Annotated in this window: 9 protein-coding genes, 2 tRNA genes and 3 rRNA genes; 1 reads left to right on the top strand and 13 read right to left on the bottom strand. The window is 43.9% G+C overall.

What is annotated here, in order from left to right; translation table 11 throughout:
• Positions 1–39 precede the first annotated feature (39 nt).
• Positions 40–1,506 (bottom strand): IMP dehydrogenase, encoded by a 1,467-nt coding sequence (gene guaB, locus NSS78_RS00070; RefSeq protein WP_003218109.1) that lies wholly within the window; start codon positions 1,504–1,506, stop codon positions 40–42.
• A 121-nt stretch (positions 1,507–1,627) separates the two neighbouring features.
• Between guaB and NSS78_RS00065 the strand changes: the two genes are divergently transcribed.
• A complete protein-coding gene (locus NSS78_RS00065) occupies positions 1,628–2,596 on the top strand; it encodes a YaaC family protein (RefSeq protein WP_226804552.1) in 969 nt (322 codons plus the stop codon).
• 11 nt (positions 2,597–2,607) lie between these two features.
• On the opposite strand, the gene rrf is transcribed toward NSS78_RS00065, so the two are convergent.
• From rrf to dnaA, 12 genes are all read right to left on the bottom strand, one after another.
• Positions 2,608–2,723: ribosomal RNA gene (gene rrf / locus NSS78_RS00060) — 5S ribosomal RNA — on the bottom strand.
• A 61-nt stretch (positions 2,724–2,784) separates the two neighbouring features.
• Positions 2,785–5,715 (bottom strand): 23S ribosomal RNA (locus NSS78_RS00055).
• A 98-nt stretch (positions 5,716–5,813) separates the two neighbouring features.
• A tRNA-Ala gene (locus NSS78_RS00050) sits at positions 5,814–5,889 on the bottom strand.
• A 14-nt stretch (positions 5,890–5,903) separates the two neighbouring features.
• Positions 5,904–5,980: transfer RNA gene (locus NSS78_RS00045), tRNA-Ile, on the bottom strand.
• Positions 5,981–6,075: 95 nt separating this feature from the next.
• Positions 6,076–7,624, bottom strand: a 16S ribosomal RNA gene (locus tag NSS78_RS00040).
• The 16S, 23S and 5S rRNA genes sit together here with 2 tRNA genes alongside, the layout of an rRNA operon.
• Positions 7,625–7,990: 366 nt before the next feature.
• The gene (gene gyrA / locus NSS78_RS00035; protein WP_003214767.1) at positions 7,991–10,492 is read right to left on the bottom strand and encodes a DNA gyrase subunit A; all 2,502 of its coding nucleotides are present in this window, start codon (positions 10,490–10,492) and stop codon (positions 7,991–7,993) included.
• A gap of 232 nt (positions 10,493–10,724) precedes the next feature.
• Positions 10,725–12,641 (bottom strand): DNA topoisomerase (ATP-hydrolyzing) subunit B, encoded by a 1,917-nt coding sequence (gyrB, locus tag NSS78_RS00030; RefSeq protein ID WP_034620352.1) that lies wholly within the window; start codon positions 12,639–12,641, stop codon positions 10,725–10,727.
• A 57-nt stretch (positions 12,642–12,698) separates the two neighbouring features.
• The gene (locus NSS78_RS00025; RefSeq protein WP_003214686.1) at positions 12,699–12,944 is read right to left on the bottom strand and encodes an extracellular matrix/biofilm biosynthesis regulator RemA family protein; all 246 of its coding nucleotides are present in this window, start codon (positions 12,942–12,944) and stop codon (positions 12,699–12,701) included.
• Between the two features lie 17 nt (positions 12,945–12,961).
• Complete coding sequence (gene recF, locus NSS78_RS00020; RefSeq protein WP_003215341.1) at positions 12,962–14,074, bottom strand: DNA replication/repair protein RecF; 1,113 nt, start codon at positions 14,072–14,074, stop codon at positions 12,962–12,964.
• A 16-nt stretch (positions 14,075–14,090) separates the two neighbouring features.
• Positions 14,091–14,306, bottom strand: a complete 216-nt coding sequence (gene yaaA, locus NSS78_RS00015) for a S4 domain-containing protein YaaA (protein ID WP_003215257.1) — start codon at positions 14,304–14,306, stop codon at positions 14,091–14,093.
• Between the two features lie 149 nt (positions 14,307–14,455).
• Entirely contained in the window at positions 14,456–15,592 is a 1,137-nt protein-coding gene (gene dnaN / locus NSS78_RS00010) for a DNA polymerase III subunit beta (protein WP_050944677.1), read from the bottom strand.
• Between the two features lie 196 nt (positions 15,593–15,788).
• Entirely contained in the window at positions 15,789–17,129 is a 1,341-nt protein-coding gene (gene dnaA / locus NSS78_RS00005) for a chromosomal replication initiator protein DnaA (RefSeq protein ID WP_268494328.1), read from the bottom strand.

The raw sequence follows: 17,129 nt of genomic DNA, 5'->3' as shown, positions 1-17,129 counted from the left end.
CATAGACCCTGTCAAATGTAATTTAACTGTCACAATTTATCAAGAAATTGTGTAGTTTGGTGATTCTTTTGTAATTTGTACATCATGTGGATGACTCTCACGAAGTCCTGCACCAGTCATGCGAATGAACTGTGCATCTTCTCTAAGAGAGCGTAAGTCCTGTGTTCCACAATAGCCCATACCAGAACGGATACCGCCAACGAGTTGATACACTGTATCAACGACTGGTCCTTTGTATGGTGTACGGCCTTCAATACCTTCTGGAACGAATTTTTTATTATCTTCTTGGAAGTAACGATCTTTACTTCCTTTTTCCATTGCAGCGACTGAACCCATACCGCGATAAACTTTGAAGCGTCTACCTTGGAAAATTTCTGTGTCTCCTGGGCTTTCAGATGTACCAGCTAGAAGGCTTCCAAGCATTACAGCATGTCCACCAGATGCTAGAGCTTTTACGATATCACCTGAATATTTAATTCCACCATCTGCAATAATAGCTTTACCATGTTTTCTTGCTTCTGTTGCACAATCATAGATCGCTGTGATTTGTGGTACACCAACGCCTGCAACAACACGTGTTGTACAAATAGATCCTGGTCCGATACCGACTTTCACAATATCGGCTCCTGCTTCAAACAATGCTTTAGTTGCTTCGGCTGTTGCAACATTACCAGCAATGATATTAAGAGAAGGATATGTTTCGCGGATTTTCGATACAGTGTTTAGAACACCTTGTGAATGACCATGTGCCGTATCAATGACAACGACATCCACATTGGCTTCGACTAATTTTCTCACACGAGTCATTGTATCGCCAGTGACACCAACAGCGGCACCAACAATTAAACGACCATGTGCATCTTTAGAGGAGTTAGGGAATTCGATCACTTTTTCAATATCTTTGATGGTGATGAGACCTTTTAACGTTCCTTCGTCATCTAAAAGAGGTAATTTTTCAATTTTGTATTGCTGTAGGATTTTTTCAGCTTCTTCTAACGTCGTACCGACAGAAGCTGTCACAAGTTCCTCTTTTGTCATCACATCGCTAATCTTCATTGAATAATCCGAAATAAATCGAAGGTCACGGTTCGTAATAATACCGACAAGCTTTTGATCTTCTATGTTATTTACAATCGGTACACCTGAAATACGGTACTTACCCATTAGGTGCTCTGCATCAAAGACTTGATGCTCAGGTGTTAAGAAGAATGGATTTGTAATAACGCCGCGCTCTGAACGTTTTACTTTATCCACTTGCTCTGCTTGTTGCTCAATAGACATGTTCTTATGAATGATACCAAGACCACCTTGACGTGCCATTGCAATCGCCATTTGTGATTCAGTCACCGTGTCCATTCCTGCACTGATAATTGGAATGTTTAGTTTTAATGTGCTTGTTAACTCAACTGATAAATCGACATCTCGCGGAAGTACTTCAGACTTAGCTGGAACAAGCAAAACATCGTCAAACGTCAAACCTTCTTTTGAAAATTTACTTTCCCACATTAGTAAATCCCCCTCTTTTCGGCAAAATATTATATGTAGATTATCAACTAGCAAACAGCATGTCAAGGAAGCAACAAACAGTTGCAATTTTTAGAAAATATAAAGAGAGTTGAGGAAGAAGATGAAAAGTTCAGGATGGAAGGATTTAAAACGTTTTTACTCACTCGAAACTTCCCAAAAGTTTCTATATCAACAATATGAGAAACGGAACATTCAAGATGCAAACCAGCAAGCCTATAAAAACTGTGAACGGTTTATTTATTTTTTAAAGCATGGCCATACGTTCTATGAACAGGCAGCTATCGCTCCACTCGAACTGAAGCCCATTTTATTGTTTTATGGAATGGCTCAGTTACTAAAGGCCTGTTTACTGACAGTTGATCCTCACTATCCTTCTCAAACCTCTGTTTTGGCCCATGGTGTAACATCGAGAAAGAGAAAGAAGCAGCACTACCGTTTTAGTGAAGATGAGGTGAAAATTCAACGAAATGGACTATGCATGCATGTGTTAAAGCATCTATTTCATTTAAATGGACTTGAAGATGAGCGATTTACGATGATTCATCTCCTTTCAAAGATACCGGAAATGAGTCATATTCTAGATTTTCAAAAACAGCCCTCAGCATTAGTGAAAGTGGAAAAGGCCAATGGGATGATGATTCAAGATCATATTCCATTGCTTTATAACATGTCTGCTGAACGCTTTATTGAATACTTTGAGTTTCATACAAGTTGGAAACTCAGACAGAGAGAAGCGAAAAAGCTGACGTTTGATGTATCTCTAGAAGAAAACCCAGCGCTCGCTACTCATCTTCATTATGATTTAGAAATGGATCAATGGTATATTCCGTCAACGCGTGATTCCTTTTTAGGGATTCCTGAGATCATCAGTCATTACTTATTAATGTATAACCTCAGTATGATTGCCCGCTACGAAACTGAATGGTGGTACGAGCTGCTGTCTCAATACATTAGTGATGATTACGTCATGATTGAACGCTACATGGAGATTGCCGAAGAGAAGTTTCCAGCTTATATCATGATGCTATTAGAAGAAAAAACAAAAAAGACCAGTTCCGTATGGAACTGATCCTTATACAAGCTTGGCGGCGTCCTACTCTCACAGGGGGAGACCCCCAACTACCATCGGCGCTGAAGAGCTTAACTTCCGTGTTCGGTATGGGAACGGGTGTGACCTCTTCGCTATCGCCACCAAACCTGATGGAGAGAATGTTCTCTCAAAACTAGATAACAATGTTCAAGCTTCACATTAGAATATAGGTTAAGTCCTCGATCTATTAGTATCTGTCAGCTCCACGTGTCACCACGCTTCCACCTCAGACCTATCAACCTGATCATCTTTCAGGGATCTTACTTCCTTGCGGAATGGGAAATCTCATCTTGAGGGGGGCTTCATGCTTAGATGCTTTCAGCACTTATCCCGTCCGCACATAGCTACCCAGCGATGCCCTTGGCAGAACAACTGGTACACCAGCGGTGCGTCCATCCCGGTCCTCTCGTACTAAGGACAGCTCCTCTCAAATTTCCTGCGCCCGCGACGGATAGGGACCGAACTGTCTCACGACGTTCTGAACCCAGCTCGCGTACCGCTTTAATGGGCGAACAGCCCAACCCTTGGGACCGACTACAGCCCCAGGATGCGATGAGCCGACATCGAGGTGCCAAACCTCCCCGTCGATGTGGACTCTTGGGGGAGATAAGCCTGTTATCCCCGGGGTAGCTTTTATCCGTTGAGCGATGGCCCTTCCATGCGGAACCACCGGATCACTAAGCCCGACTTTCGTCCCTGCTCGACTTGTAGGTCTCGCAGTCAAGCTCCCTTGTGCCTTTACACTCTGCGAATGATTTCCAACCATTCTGAGGGAACCTTTGGGCGCCTCCGTTACATTTTAGGAGGCGACCGCCCCAGTCAAACTGCCCACCTGACACTGTCTCCCTGCCCGATAAGGGCAGCGGGTTAGAAGGTCAATACAGCCAGGGTAGTATCCCACCGATGCCTCCACCGAAGCTAGCGCTCCGGTTTCCAAGGCTCCTACCTATCCTGTACAAGCTGTACCAACATTCAATATCAGGCTGCAGTAAAGCTCCACGGGGTCTTTCCGTCCTGTCGCGGGTAACCTGCATCTTCACAGGTACTATAATTTCACCGAGTCTCTCGTTGAGACAGTGCCCAGATCGTTGCGCCTTTCGTGCGGGTCGGAACTTACCCGACAAGGAATTTCGCTACCTTAGGACCGTTATAGTTACGGCCGCCGTTTACTGGGGCTTCAATTCGCACCTTCGCTTACGCTAAGCGCTCCTCTTAACCTTCCAGCACCGGGCAGGCGTCAGCCCCTATACTTCGCCTTACGGCTTCGCAGAGACCTGTGTTTTTGCTAAACAGTCGCCTGGGCCTATTCACTGCGGCTTCTCGGGGCTTTAACACCCTAAGAAGCACCCCTTCTCCCGAAGTTACGGGGTCATTTTGCCGAGTTCCTTAACGAGAGTTCTCTCGATCACCTTAGGATTCTCTCCTCGCCTACCTGTGTCGGTTTGCGGTACGGGCACCTCTCACCTCGCTAGAGGCTTTTCTTGGCAGTGTGGAATCAGGAACTTCGCTACTAAATTTCGCTCGCCATCACAGCTCAGCCTTTACGGGAAACGGATTTGCCTATTTCCCAGCCTAACTGCTTGGACGCGGATATCCAATACCGCGCTTACCCTATCCTCCTGCGTCCCCCCATTGCTCAAATGGTGAGGAGGTGGTACAGGAATATCAACCTGTTGTCCATCGCCTACGCCTTTCGGCCTCGGCTTAGGTCCCGACTAACCCTGAGCGGACGAGCCTTCCTCAGGAAACCTTAGGCATTCGGTGGACGGGATTCTCACCCGTCTTTCGCTACTCATACCGGCATTCTCACTTCTAAGCGCTCCACCAGTCCTTCCGGTCTGACTTCACAGCACTTAGAACGCTCTCCTACCACTGTTCGTAAGAACAGTCCGCAGCTTCGGTGATACGTTTAGCCCCGGTACATTTTCGGCGCAGAGTCACTCGACCAGTGAGCTATTACGCACTCTTTAAATGGTGGCTGCTTCTAAGCCAACATCCTGGTTGTCTAAGCAACTCCACATCCTTTTCCACTTAACGTATACTTTGGGACCTTAGCTGGCGGTCTGGGCTGTTTCCCTTTCGACTACGGATCTTATCACTCGCAGTCTGACTCCCAAGGATAAGTCATCGGCATTCGGAGTTTGACTGAATTCGGTAACCCGGTAGGGGCCCCTAGTCCAATCAGTGCTCTACCTCCGAGACTCTTACCTTGAGGCTAGCCCTAAAGCTATTTCGGAGAGAACCAGCTATCTCCAGGTTCGATTGGCATTTCACCCCTACCCACACCTCATCCCCGCACTTTTCAACGTGCGTGGGTTCGGGCCTCCATTCAGTGTTACCTGAACTTCACCCTGGACATGGGTAGATCACCTGGTTTCGGGTCTACGACCACGTACTCATGCGCCCTATTCAGACTCGCTTTCGCTGCGGCTCCGCATCTTCTGCTTAACCTTGCACGGGATCGTAACTCGCCGGTTCATTCTACAAAAGGCACGCCATCACCCTTTAACGGGCTCTGACTACTTGTAGGCACACGGTTTCAGGATCTATTTCACTCCCCTTCCGGGGTGCTTTTCACCTTTCCCTCACGGTACTGGTTCACTATCGGTCACTAGGGAGTATTTAGCCTTGGGAGATGGTCCTCCCGGATTCCGACGGAATTTCACGTGTTCCGCCGTACTCAGGATCCACTCTGGAGAGAACAACATTTCAGTTACAGGGCTGTTACCTTCTTTGGCGGGCCTTTCCAGACCTCTTCGCTTATATCGTTCCTTTGTAACTCCGTATAGAGTGTCCTACAACCCCAAGAGGCAAGCCTCTTGGTTTGGGCTGTTCCCGTTTCGCTCGCCGCTACTCAGGGAATCGCATTTGCTTTCTCTTCCTCCGGGTACTTAGATGTTTCAGTTCCCCGGGTATGCCTTCTCATACTCTATGTATTCAAGTATGGATACTACTCCATTACGAGCAGTGGGTTTCCCCATTCGGAAATCTCCGGATCAAAGCTTGCTTACAGCTCCCCGAAGCATATCGGTGTTCGTCCCGTCCTTCATCGGCTCCTAGTGCCAAGGCATCCACCGTGCGCCCTTTCTAACTTAACCATTTCTTACTTTAGAAAGAATCACTATGTGTGATGAACTTTGCATTGCATTCAATGTGAATGTATTACTTATTGTTATCTAGTTTTCAAAGAACACGTTGGTGGAGCCTAGCGGGATCGAACCGCTGACCTCCTGCGTGCAAGGCAGGCGCTCTCCCAGCTGAGCTAAGGCCCCGATTTAATAGAAGATGGTGGGCCTGAGTGGACTCGAACCACCGACCTCACGCTTATCAGGCGTGCGCTCTAACCAGCTGAGCTACAGGCCCATCTTTCATATCGAAGATATGATGTTGTAGGATCTTTTGCAAGTTCCTTCAAAACTAAACAAGACGAAAACGCACGCTGCTCCATATATCCTTAGAAAGGAGGTGATCCAGCCGCACCTTCCGATACGGCTACCTTGTTACGACTTCACCCCAATCATCTGCCCCACCTTCGGCGGCTGGCTCCATAAAGGTTACCTCACCGACTTCGGGTGTTGCAAACTCTCGTGGTGTGACGGGCGGTGTGTACAAGGCCCGGGAACGTATTCACCGCGGCATGCTGATCCGCGATTACTAGCGATTCCAGCTTCACGCAGTCGAGTTGCAGACTGCGATCCGAACTGAGAACAGATTTATGGGATTGGCTAAACCTTGCGGTCTCGCAGCCCTTTGTTCTGTCCATTGTAGCACGTGTGTAGCCCAGGTCATAAGGGGCATGATGATTTGACGTCATCCCCACCTTCCTCCGGTTTGTCACCGGCAGTCACCTTAGAGTGCCCAACTAAATGCTGGCAACTAAGATCAAGGGTTGCGCTCGTTGCGGGACTTAACCCAACATCTCACGACACGAGCTGACGACAACCATGCACCACCTGTCACTCTGTCCCCGAAGGGAAAGCCCTATCTCTAGGGTTGTCAGAGGATGTCAAGACCTGGTAAGGTTCTTCGCGTTGCTTCGAATTAAACCACATGCTCCACCGCTTGTGCGGGCCCCCGTCAATTCCTTTGAGTTTCAGTCTTGCGACCGTACTCCCCAGGCGGAGTGCTTAATGCGTTAGCTGCAGCACTAAGGGGCGGAAACCCCCTAACACTTAGCACTCATCGTTTACGGCGTGGACTACCAGGGTATCTAATCCTGTTCGCTCCCCACGCTTTCGCTCCTCAGCGTCAGTTACAGACCAGAGAGTCGCCTTCGCCACTGGTGTTCCTCCACATCTCTACGCATTTCACCGCTACACGTGGAATTCCACTCTCCTCTTCTGCACTCAAGTTTCCCAGTTTCCAATGACCCTCCCCGGTTGAGCCGGGGGCTTTCACATCAGACTTAAGAAACCGCCTGCGAGCCCTTTACGCCCAATAATTCCGGACAACGCTTGCCACCTACGTATTACCGCGGCTGCTGGCACGTAGTTAGCCGTGGCTTTCTGGTTAGGTACCGTCAAGGTGCGAGCAGTTACTCTCGCACTTGTTCTTCCCTAACAACAGAGCTTTACGATCCGAAAACCTTCATCACTCACGCGGCGTTGCTCCGTCAGACTTTCGTCCATTGCGGAAGATTCCCTACTGCTGCCTCCCGTAGGAGTCTGGGCCGTGTCTCAGTCCCAGTGTGGCCGATCACCCTCTCAGGTCGGCTACGCATCGTCGCCTTGGTGAGCCATTACCCCACCAACTAGCTAATGCGCCGCGGGTCCATCTGTAAGTGACAGCCGAAACCGTCTTTCATCCTTGAACCATGCGGTTCAAGGAACTATCCGGTATTAGCTCCGGTTTCCCGGAGTTATCCCAGTCTTACAGGCAGGTTACCCACGTGTTACTCACCCGTCCGCCGCTAACATCCGGGAGCAAGCTCCCTTCTGTCCGCTCGACTTGCATGTATTAGGCACGCCGCCAGCGTTCGTCCTGAGCCAGGATCAAACTCTCCGAAAAAGTACAAAACCGAAGTTTTGTTTTTCGTCAGCGTTTGACTGACTACCTATGATATAACATAGGATTTTTTTATAAAAACTCGAATTAACAGGTACGTTTTGTCTTGTTTAGTTTTCAAAGAACTTGTGTGTCACTCTCTTAAAGCGACCACTTAAATATATCATATATCTCTATCAACAGTCAACATTTTTCTTAAAAAACATTTTGTTTTTCTAAGAAGTTTTTACTGGGGAATGAGATAAAAAATAGAGCCTCTTTTTGCTCCTTTGAAAGATTAACACATATCTATGAAAAAAGCATTATAAATTTCAAAAAAAGTGATGTTTTTTCAAAAAAAATAAAGCCGGTGAAAAACCGGCTTTATTTTTACTCAGATTGCTCTTGATCTGACTCTATATTCTCTACGTTCTCTTCATTATCTTCATCGTCTTCTTGTGATTGTTCAACTAATGCCACTGTTGCGACATGTTCCTCATCACCAAGACGGATTAGGCGGACACCTTGAGTGACACGGCCTGTTGTCGAAATGTCTGAAACGGCCATACGAATGATGACACCGCTCCCTGTAATAATCATCAAGTCTTCTTCAGCTTCAGCATTGGTCGCCTTCACTGTGACAAGCGGACCATTGTTGTCAGTGATCTTGCATGTTTTAAGACCTTTACCGCCTCGAGTTTGAACACGATATTCTTTTTCAGGCGTTAATTTACCATAACCTCTTTCGGTTACGATCAATACGTTTGCATCTGGCTCAAGGATTTCCATTCCAACGACGATGTCATCCTCAGAAAGTGTAATCCCTTTGACCCCAGCTGCCGTACGTCCCATTTCACGAACATCTGTCTCGGCGAAACGAATCAGCATCCCCTTTTTCGTTCCAATGATGATTTGTTTTTCTCCATTGGTTAAACGAACAGCCATCAGTTCATCCTCGTCACGAAGGCTAAGTGCAATAAGACCGTTGTTTCGAATGTTAGCGAACTGAGACAATGTCGTCCGTTTTGATACACCGTGTCTTGTTGTAAAGAAGAGGTACGAATTTTCATCAAATTCGCTTACTGGAATAATGGCGTTAATCCATTCTCCCTTTTCTACTTCAAGAAGGTTAATGATCGGAATCCCTTTCGCTGTCCGTCCGAATTCAGGAATCTCATACCCTTTCGCACGATATACCTTCCCTTTATTAGAGAAGAAAAGAATCGTATCGTGGGTCGATGTTGAAATCAACTGTTCAACGAAATCATCTTCGTTGGTTCCCATTCCTTGGACACCTTTACCGCCTCTTTTTTGACTGCGGTATGTTGATGCAGGGAGACGCTTGATATAACCATTATGCGTCAGCGTAATCACGATGTTCTCAACAGGAATCAAATCTTCGTCTTCAATTGTTTCAATACCCGCTGTCACAATTTCAGTACGGCGCGTATCATTGAAGCGTTCTTTAATTTCTATTAATTCTTCTCTAATGATTTCAAGTACTTTCTCATTGTCTGCTAAAATGGCTTTTAATTCAGCAATCAAATCAACAAGTCCTTTATATTCATCTTCTATCTTTTCTCGTTCTAGACCAGTCAAACGCTGAAGTCGCATATCAAGAATGGCCTGTGCCTGTTTTTCAGACAAGCTATAGTTCTCCATCAAACCATTTCTCGCAATTTCTGCAGTTTGAGAGCCTCTAATTAAAGCAATGACTTCATCTAAGTGATCAAGTGCAATTCTCAGACCTTCTAAAATGTGTGCTCTTGCTTCTGCTTTACGCAGCTCATATGCTGTTCTTCTGCGAATGATCACTTTTTGATGCTCTAGATAATACTCAAGACATTGTTTGAGGGACAAGACTTTCGGCTGTCCATCAACAAGTGCTAATAAGTTGATACCAAAAGACGTTTGAAGTGTCGTTTGTTTATAAAGATTGTTTAATAGAACATGAACGTTTGCATCTCTACGCAGTTCAATGACAATACGCATACCATTACGATCTGATTCATCACGCAAGTCTGTAATGCCATCAATCTTTTTATCACGCACAAGATCAGCAATTTTTTCAATTAAACGGGCTTTGTTGACTTGGTAAGGAATCTCATTGATAACAATGCGCTGTTTACCACTAGATGTTTCCTCAATATCCGATTTTGCTCTTAATGTAATAGAGCCGCGCCCTGTCTCATACGCCTTCCGAATACCACTTCGGCCAATGATTTGGCCTGCTGTTGGGAAATCTGGACCTGGGATGATATCCATAAGTTCCTGTGTGGTCATTTCAGGGTTTTGACTGATAGCCAATACCCCATCAATCACTTCACCTAATTGGTGTGGCGGAATATTGGTCGCCATTCCTACAGCAATTCCTGTCGCTCCGTTGACCAATAAGTTCGGGAATCTTGCAGGCATCACCATTGGCTCTCTTTCACTGCCGTCATAGTTATCCTGATAATCAATGGTATCCTTAGTGATATCACGGAGGATTTCCATAGAAATCTTCGATAGACGTGCCTCGGTGTAACGCATCGCCGCTGCTCCGTCTCCATCGACTGAACCAAAGTTTCCATGACCATCTACTAACATATAACGATAGTTGAAGTCTTGCGCCATACGAACCATCGCTTCGTATACAGCACTGTCACCATGAGGGTGATACTTACCGATAACTTCCCCGACGATACGTGCAGATTTCTTAAATGGTTTATCACTTGTCATACCTAGGTCATTCATCGCATACAAAATTCTTCGATGCACGGGCTTTAATCCATCACGCACATCTGGTAATGCACGCGACACAATCACACTCATTGCATAATCTAAAAAAGACGTACGCATTTCCTGACTAATATTCACTTCGCGTACATTTGGTGTATGTTGTTCACTCACTATAAGAACCTCCCTTTACGTATCACATGAAATAAATTATGTGGGAGTAAAATATGTATTTATCTTCACAAGACTATTCTCCATTATATCAATAATCTCGTCTTTATACACATTTATTTACTAGAAAATCAGCGAAAACACGGAAAAACAGGACATTGGTTACACGCCCCTATTTCTTGAAAAACAACCTTATTCCAAACAAGAAATAAGGTTGTTCTCAGTAGGGATCTATCTAAATATCGAGGTTTTTCACGTATTGCGCATTTTCTTCGATAAAGTTTCTTCTCGGCTCTACTTTATCTCCCATGAGCATTTCAAATGTCTCATCAGCATCGATCGCATCCTCAAGTGTGACTTGAAGAAGTGTTCTCGCATCAGGGTCCATTGTTGTTTCCCAAAGCTGAGTTGCGTTCATTTCTCCAAGACCTTTATAGCGCTGAAGTCCAGGTTTTGGTGTTTGAGGCAATGTCTTTAGCAGCTCATCTAGCTGTTTATCGTTATACACATACTCAACACGTTTACCTTGCTGCACTTTAAATAAAGGTGGCTGCGCAATATACACATAACCGTTTTCAATGATTTCACGCATGTAGCGATAGAAGAATGTTAAAAGCAGCGTTCGAATGTGCGCTCCATCGACATCCGCATCCGTCATGATCACAACTTTGTGATAGCGAGCTTTCTCTAAATTAAAGTCTTCTCCGATTCCAGTCCCTAACGCTGTAATCATTGACCGAACCTCGTTGTTCGATAGAATTTTATCTAGTCGCGCTTTTTCTACGTTTAGGATCTTCCCTCTTAACGGTAAGATTGCTTGGAAGTGACGATCACGACCTTGCTTAGCAGATCCACCCGCAGAATCTCCCTCTACGATATAAAGTTCAGAGATGGAAGGGTCTTTAGAAGAACAATCCGCCAGTTTCCCCGGTAAGCTGGAGACTTCCAGTGCACTTTTACGTCTTGTCAGCTCACGTGCCTTTTTGGCAGCCATTCTTGCACGAGCTGCCATCACGCCTTTCTCCACAATTTTCTTTGCAGCATCAGGGTTCTCTAAGAGGAATTTCTCAAGTGCTTCAGAGAAAAGGGAGTCGGTAATGGTTCTTGCTTCTGAGTTACCGAGCTTTGTCTTCGTTTGTCCTTCGAATTGAGGATCTGGATGTTTGATGGAGATAATGGCTGTTAAGCCTTCTCGCACATCTTCACCGCTCAAATTCGAGTCTCCATCTTTGAATACGCCATTTTTACGAGCATAATCATTGATGACACGTGTCAGACCTGTTTTAAAGCCTGCTTCGTGTGTTCCGCCTTCATACGTGTTGATATTGTTGGCGAAGGAATAGATGTTGCTTGTATAGGAATCGTTATATTGTAATGCCACTTCAACCGTGATTCCATCTTTTTCACCTTCGATGTAAACGGGTTCTTCATGAACGACTTCTTTTGAGCGATTTAAATGTTCTACATAGCTCTTAATACCGCCTTCATAGCAGTATTCATTTCGTCGTTCTTTCCCCTCGCGTAAATCTTCAATAACGATGTTGACACCTTTTGTTAAGAAAGCTAACTCACGTACACGGTTGGCAAGTGTGTCGTAATCAAATTCAATGGTTTCAGTAAAAATTTCTGTATCTGGCACAAAATGAGTGGTTGTCCCTGTAACATCTGTTTCACCAATGATCTCTAAATCTCCAACTGGAACACCACGTTTGAATTGTTGATAATGAATTTTCCCATCACGATATACGGTCACGTCTAAGGTCGTAGATAACGCATTAACAACAGATGCCCCTACGCCATGCAGACCGCCAGATACTTTATAACCGCTGCCGTCAAATTTACCGCCAGCGTGAAGAACAGTCATAATAACCTCTACAGCAGGACGTCCCATTTTCTCATGAATCCCAACAGGAATTCCGCGGCCATTATCTTTCACTGTAATGCTATTATCCTTTTCAATTTGCACCGTAATATCTGTGCAATATCCAGCTAAAGCCTCATCAATACTGTTGTCGACAATTTCCCATACAAGATGGTGAAGTCCTTTTGCACTGGTTGACCCAATGTACATTCCTGGACGTTTTCTAACAGCTTCTAGTCCTTCAAGCACCTGTATCTGATTTTCATCATAACTATTATGTTGCTGTTCCATTGCCACGTACATTCACCTACACTTTTCTTAAACGATATATTTATATGAATTGAGCTTTTAGACTTCAATTTCAATCACAAATGAAGCACGTTTTTTGAGCGTGCTTGAGGAAAGAGGAGAGTAATAAACAGATTTAGTTGTGACGACGATGGATTTGGGTGTCCCTTGTGATAACGAAATGATTTGTCCTTCTTGTTTTAGGAGAAACTCTTCCACAACAGAAGACGACCTCATTTTGTAATCAACAATTGCGACAATCTCTCGTGTAGAAACAACACAATCATCACCTAAATGAATATACAAGACCCACACCTCATTTATCAGTCAATTACTTTTCCACTGGCTACTCTGAAAATTTCCGCTTCTTTCAAGGTGGCGTGATCGATGCCTTCAACACTTGTTGTGGTGACGAAGGTCTGTACACGTCCCTGAATGGTATGGAGCAAATGAGACTGTCTGTAATCATCAAGTTCAGATAAAACATCATCGAGTAGAAGAATGGGATATTCTCCGATCTCTTCGTGTATCAAGTCGATTTCTGCCAGCTTTAGTGAAAGAGCTGTTGTTCTTTGCTGCCCTTGAGAGCCATATGTCTGAACATCCCGACCATTCACAAAGAAAAGAAGGTCATCTCTGTGAGGTCCCCACAGCGTCACTCCTCGGTCTATTTCTCTGTCTCTTAGTTTCTGAAACGATTCTTCATAGCTATTCTTTATTTTCGACAAGTCTGACGCTTCTGATACCTCTATCGCCGTGTGGTATTGGAGCGTGAGTGTTTCTAGCTCTCTAGAAATGCCAAAATGCAACGGCTGCGCCCATTTCTCGAGCTGTTTCGTAAAAGTCAGTCGTCTTTTGACAACTTTCGCTGCCGCATCAATCAACTGCTCTGTTAAAACCTCCAGCATCGCTTGATCCTTTTGCTTTCTTGTCTGCAATTGTTTCAAGTAATGATTCCGCTGAGAGAGAATTTTTTGATAGAGCGATAAATCATGCAAGTAGACAGCAGAAACTTGTCCAATCTCCATATCGAGAAATCTTCTGCGGATTTGCGGGCTGCCCTTCACAAGACTTAAGTCCTCTGGTGCAAACATGATGGTGTTTAACGCACCAACATAATGACTGAGCTTCTGTTGTTCAATGTGATTGACCTTGCCCTTTTTCCCTTTTTTTGAGATCACGAGCTGCATTGGGAGTGGACCATTTTTTTTGATGACTCTACCTTCTATTTTAGCATAGTCTTGGTCCCATCGGATAAGTTCTTTATCATTTGACGTACGATGCGACTTTGCCATCGACAATACATAGATCGCTTCCATCAAGTTCGTTTTACCTTGGGCATTCTCACCGATCATGACATTCACCTTGTTGTCGAATTGAAGCTCGGTGTGTTCATAGTTTCGGTAAGAAGTTAACGCCAGACTTTGAATGTACATGTATTGTCACCCGTTTCTAATTCACAACTTGAAATGTGCCATAACCTTCTATCTCGACAACATCTCCTGGGTATAGTTTGCGTCCCCGTCTATTATCTGGCTCTTGATTAATGAACACCTCATGTTCACTTAAAAACCATTTCGCCATTCCGCCAGATTGGATGACTTCGGCTAATTTCAAAAACTGCCCTAATGTAATCATTTCTTTCTCAATGGTTATAAGATTAGGCATTGTATCGACCTCTTTCAATATCACTAATATCTAATTGTACTAAAAAACAAGACAAGAAGGAAAGGGGGAAAGCGAACTGGGATGAAAGAAAGCATGGTAAACGAGAAGAAAAGCTGCTGTGCACTCTCACAGCAGCTATTTTAGTTGAATTAATATGTTCTGACTGGAAGAATCAACTGCAAGATTGAATCATCATTTGGCGTGCGCAACAGGAAAGGTCTCATGGCACCAGTGAAGCTTACATGAATTTCAGTTCCCTCTAATACTTTTAACGCATCCAGCATATATTTTGGACTGAAGGAGATTTTAAGGTCCTCCCCTTTAATGTCATCTGCTTGAACCGTTTCGACTACTTTACCGATCTCAGGTGAATTAGAAGAAATCTCAAGGCTTTGTTCAGGATCAGCTGACAGCTTTACGACGTTATTGCGTCCTTCTCTTGCCAAAAGTGATGCACGATCAATGGCTTGAAGGAATTCCTTCGTGTTGACCACGACATCCGTTTTACTTTCCTGCGGGATCAGGCGAGCTGTATCTGGATAATTACCATCCAGCAATCTTGAGAAGAACAACACGTTTTGTGCTTTAAAGAGAACTTGAGTTTCTGTAATTACGATGCTCACAAGATCTTGTCCATCATCAAGGATTCTACTTAGCTCTGTTAAACTTTTCCCTGGAATCACGACATTGTATGAGCTTTCCTCGTCAATATCCAACTTCGCTTTTCTTAAAGCAAGACGGTGGCTATCCGTCGCTGTGCATATTAATTCACCTTTTTCTACCCTCCAGTTTACACCTGTCAAGATAGGTCGTGTTTCTGAGGTGGACACTGCAAAAACAGTTTGACGAATTAAGTTTTTAAGCAGGTCTGTCGGAATTTGAAATGCATGATGCTCTTCAATTTGCGGAAGATGCGGATATTCCTCAGCATCTAAGCCGTTTAAGTTAAATTCCGCTGAACCAGAACGGATAATGGTAAGGTGATTTTGTTCTACTTCAATTTCGACAGTAGCCATTGGCAGTTTCTTCACAATTTCACTAAAGAAGCGGGCCTGAAGCACAATACTCCCTGGACGATCAATCGTGATCACTTCTAAATCTCCATCTCTTTGAGAAATAAAGGATTCAATTGAGATATCAGAGTCGCTTCCTGTGAGAGAAACCCCCTCATCAGATGCAACAATTTTTATCCCTGTCAAAATAGGTATCGTTGTTCTAGAGGATACGGCCTTTAATACATCTTGGACACTTTCGACAAGACGATCTTTTTGAATCGTGAATTTCATAGTGGTCCTCCTAAATTTTCTTAATGACATGTATATATATTTTATTAATAAAAATCGTAGAAGTAATAGTAGGGCTTGTGAATATGTGGATAAGTCGGTAATAAGAAAGGAAAGACAGCCTATCCACATGTGGACAGACTGTGTATGACTATGCTCTAGTTATTCACATTTTCCCGTACTTATTATATCAGCTAGGTTATTTTAATTGTTCTTTGATTTCTTTCACATGCTGCTGAAGCTGTTCATCTTCAACGATTAATTTCGAAATCTTCTCATGAGCATGAATGACAGTCGTATGATCACGACCTCCAAATTCTTCTCCTATTTTAGGCAGAGAGGAATCAGTCATTTCTCTAGAGAGATACATGGCAATTTGTCTTGGATAAGCAACTGACTTCGTACGTTTCTTCGCTTTGAAATCCTCTAAGCGAATATTAAATTGCTGCCCTACAATTCTTTGAATATCTTTAATTGTAATGATCCTTGGCTTCGATGAAGGAATGATGTCCTTTAGCGCCTCAGCTGCTAGATCCGCATTGATATCTTTATTAATTAAAGAAGAATAAGCAACGACACGAATCAAAGCACCCTCCAGTTCACGAATGTTGCTGTCGATTTGATTGGCAATATAAAGCATGACTTCATTCGGAATGTCTAATCCCTCTGCTTTTGCCTTTTTTCGTAAAATCGCAATACGCGTTTCTAAATCTGGCGGGGTAATGTCTGTGATTAAGCCCCATTCGAATCGAGAGCGTAATCTGTCTTCAAGTGTCGGAATTTCTTTCGGCGGCCGATCACTAGAAATGACGATTTGCTTACTTTCTTCGTGAAGTGTGTTGAATGTATGGAAAAATTCTTCTTGTGTTTGTTCTTTTCCTGCTAAAAATTGAATATCATCTATCAAAAGCACATCGACATTCCGATAGCGATTACGGAAATCGACAGCTTTGTTGTCTCGGATTGAGTTGATAAATTCATTTGTAAATTTTTCAGATGATAGATAGACCACTTTGGCTGATGGATTATGGTCGATGACATAATGACCAATCGCATGCATCAAGTGAGTCTTTCCTAAACCAACGCCCCCATAAATAAAGAGCGGATTATATGCTTTTGCTGGTGCTTCCGCAACTGCAAGTGAAGCGGCATGCGCAAATCGGTTGCCTGAACCAATAACAAAAGTATCAAATGTATATTTTGGATTCAGCATATTTTGTGGAATATCGACGGGATCTTCTTTAGACATTTTTTTAATTGGAGACTTTGGCATAGCTTCCACTTCATCCTGATTTTGAGGAATAATAAATTTAATACTGAGCTCTTCACCTGTCAGTTCGTAGATGGTATCAGCAATTAAGTGAAGATATCTTGATTCCAGCCAGTCTCTAGCAAATTCATTTGGTGCGGTAATTGTAAGCGTATCACCTTGAAGAGAATGGGCTTTTGTCGATTTCATCCATGTCTCAAAACTGGGCTTGCTCAACTTTGTCTCTATTTTTAGAAGTGCTTTATTCCACAGATCCAAAATATTTTCCAT

It is taken from the genome of Bacillus sp. FSL W8-0920, from assembly GCF_038593215.1.
Lineage (GTDB): Bacteria > Bacillota > Bacilli > Bacillales > Bacillaceae > Bacillus > Bacillus pumilus.
Note: the sequence above shows the minus strand (reverse complement) of the source record. Positions and strands in the feature narration are given on the sequence as shown.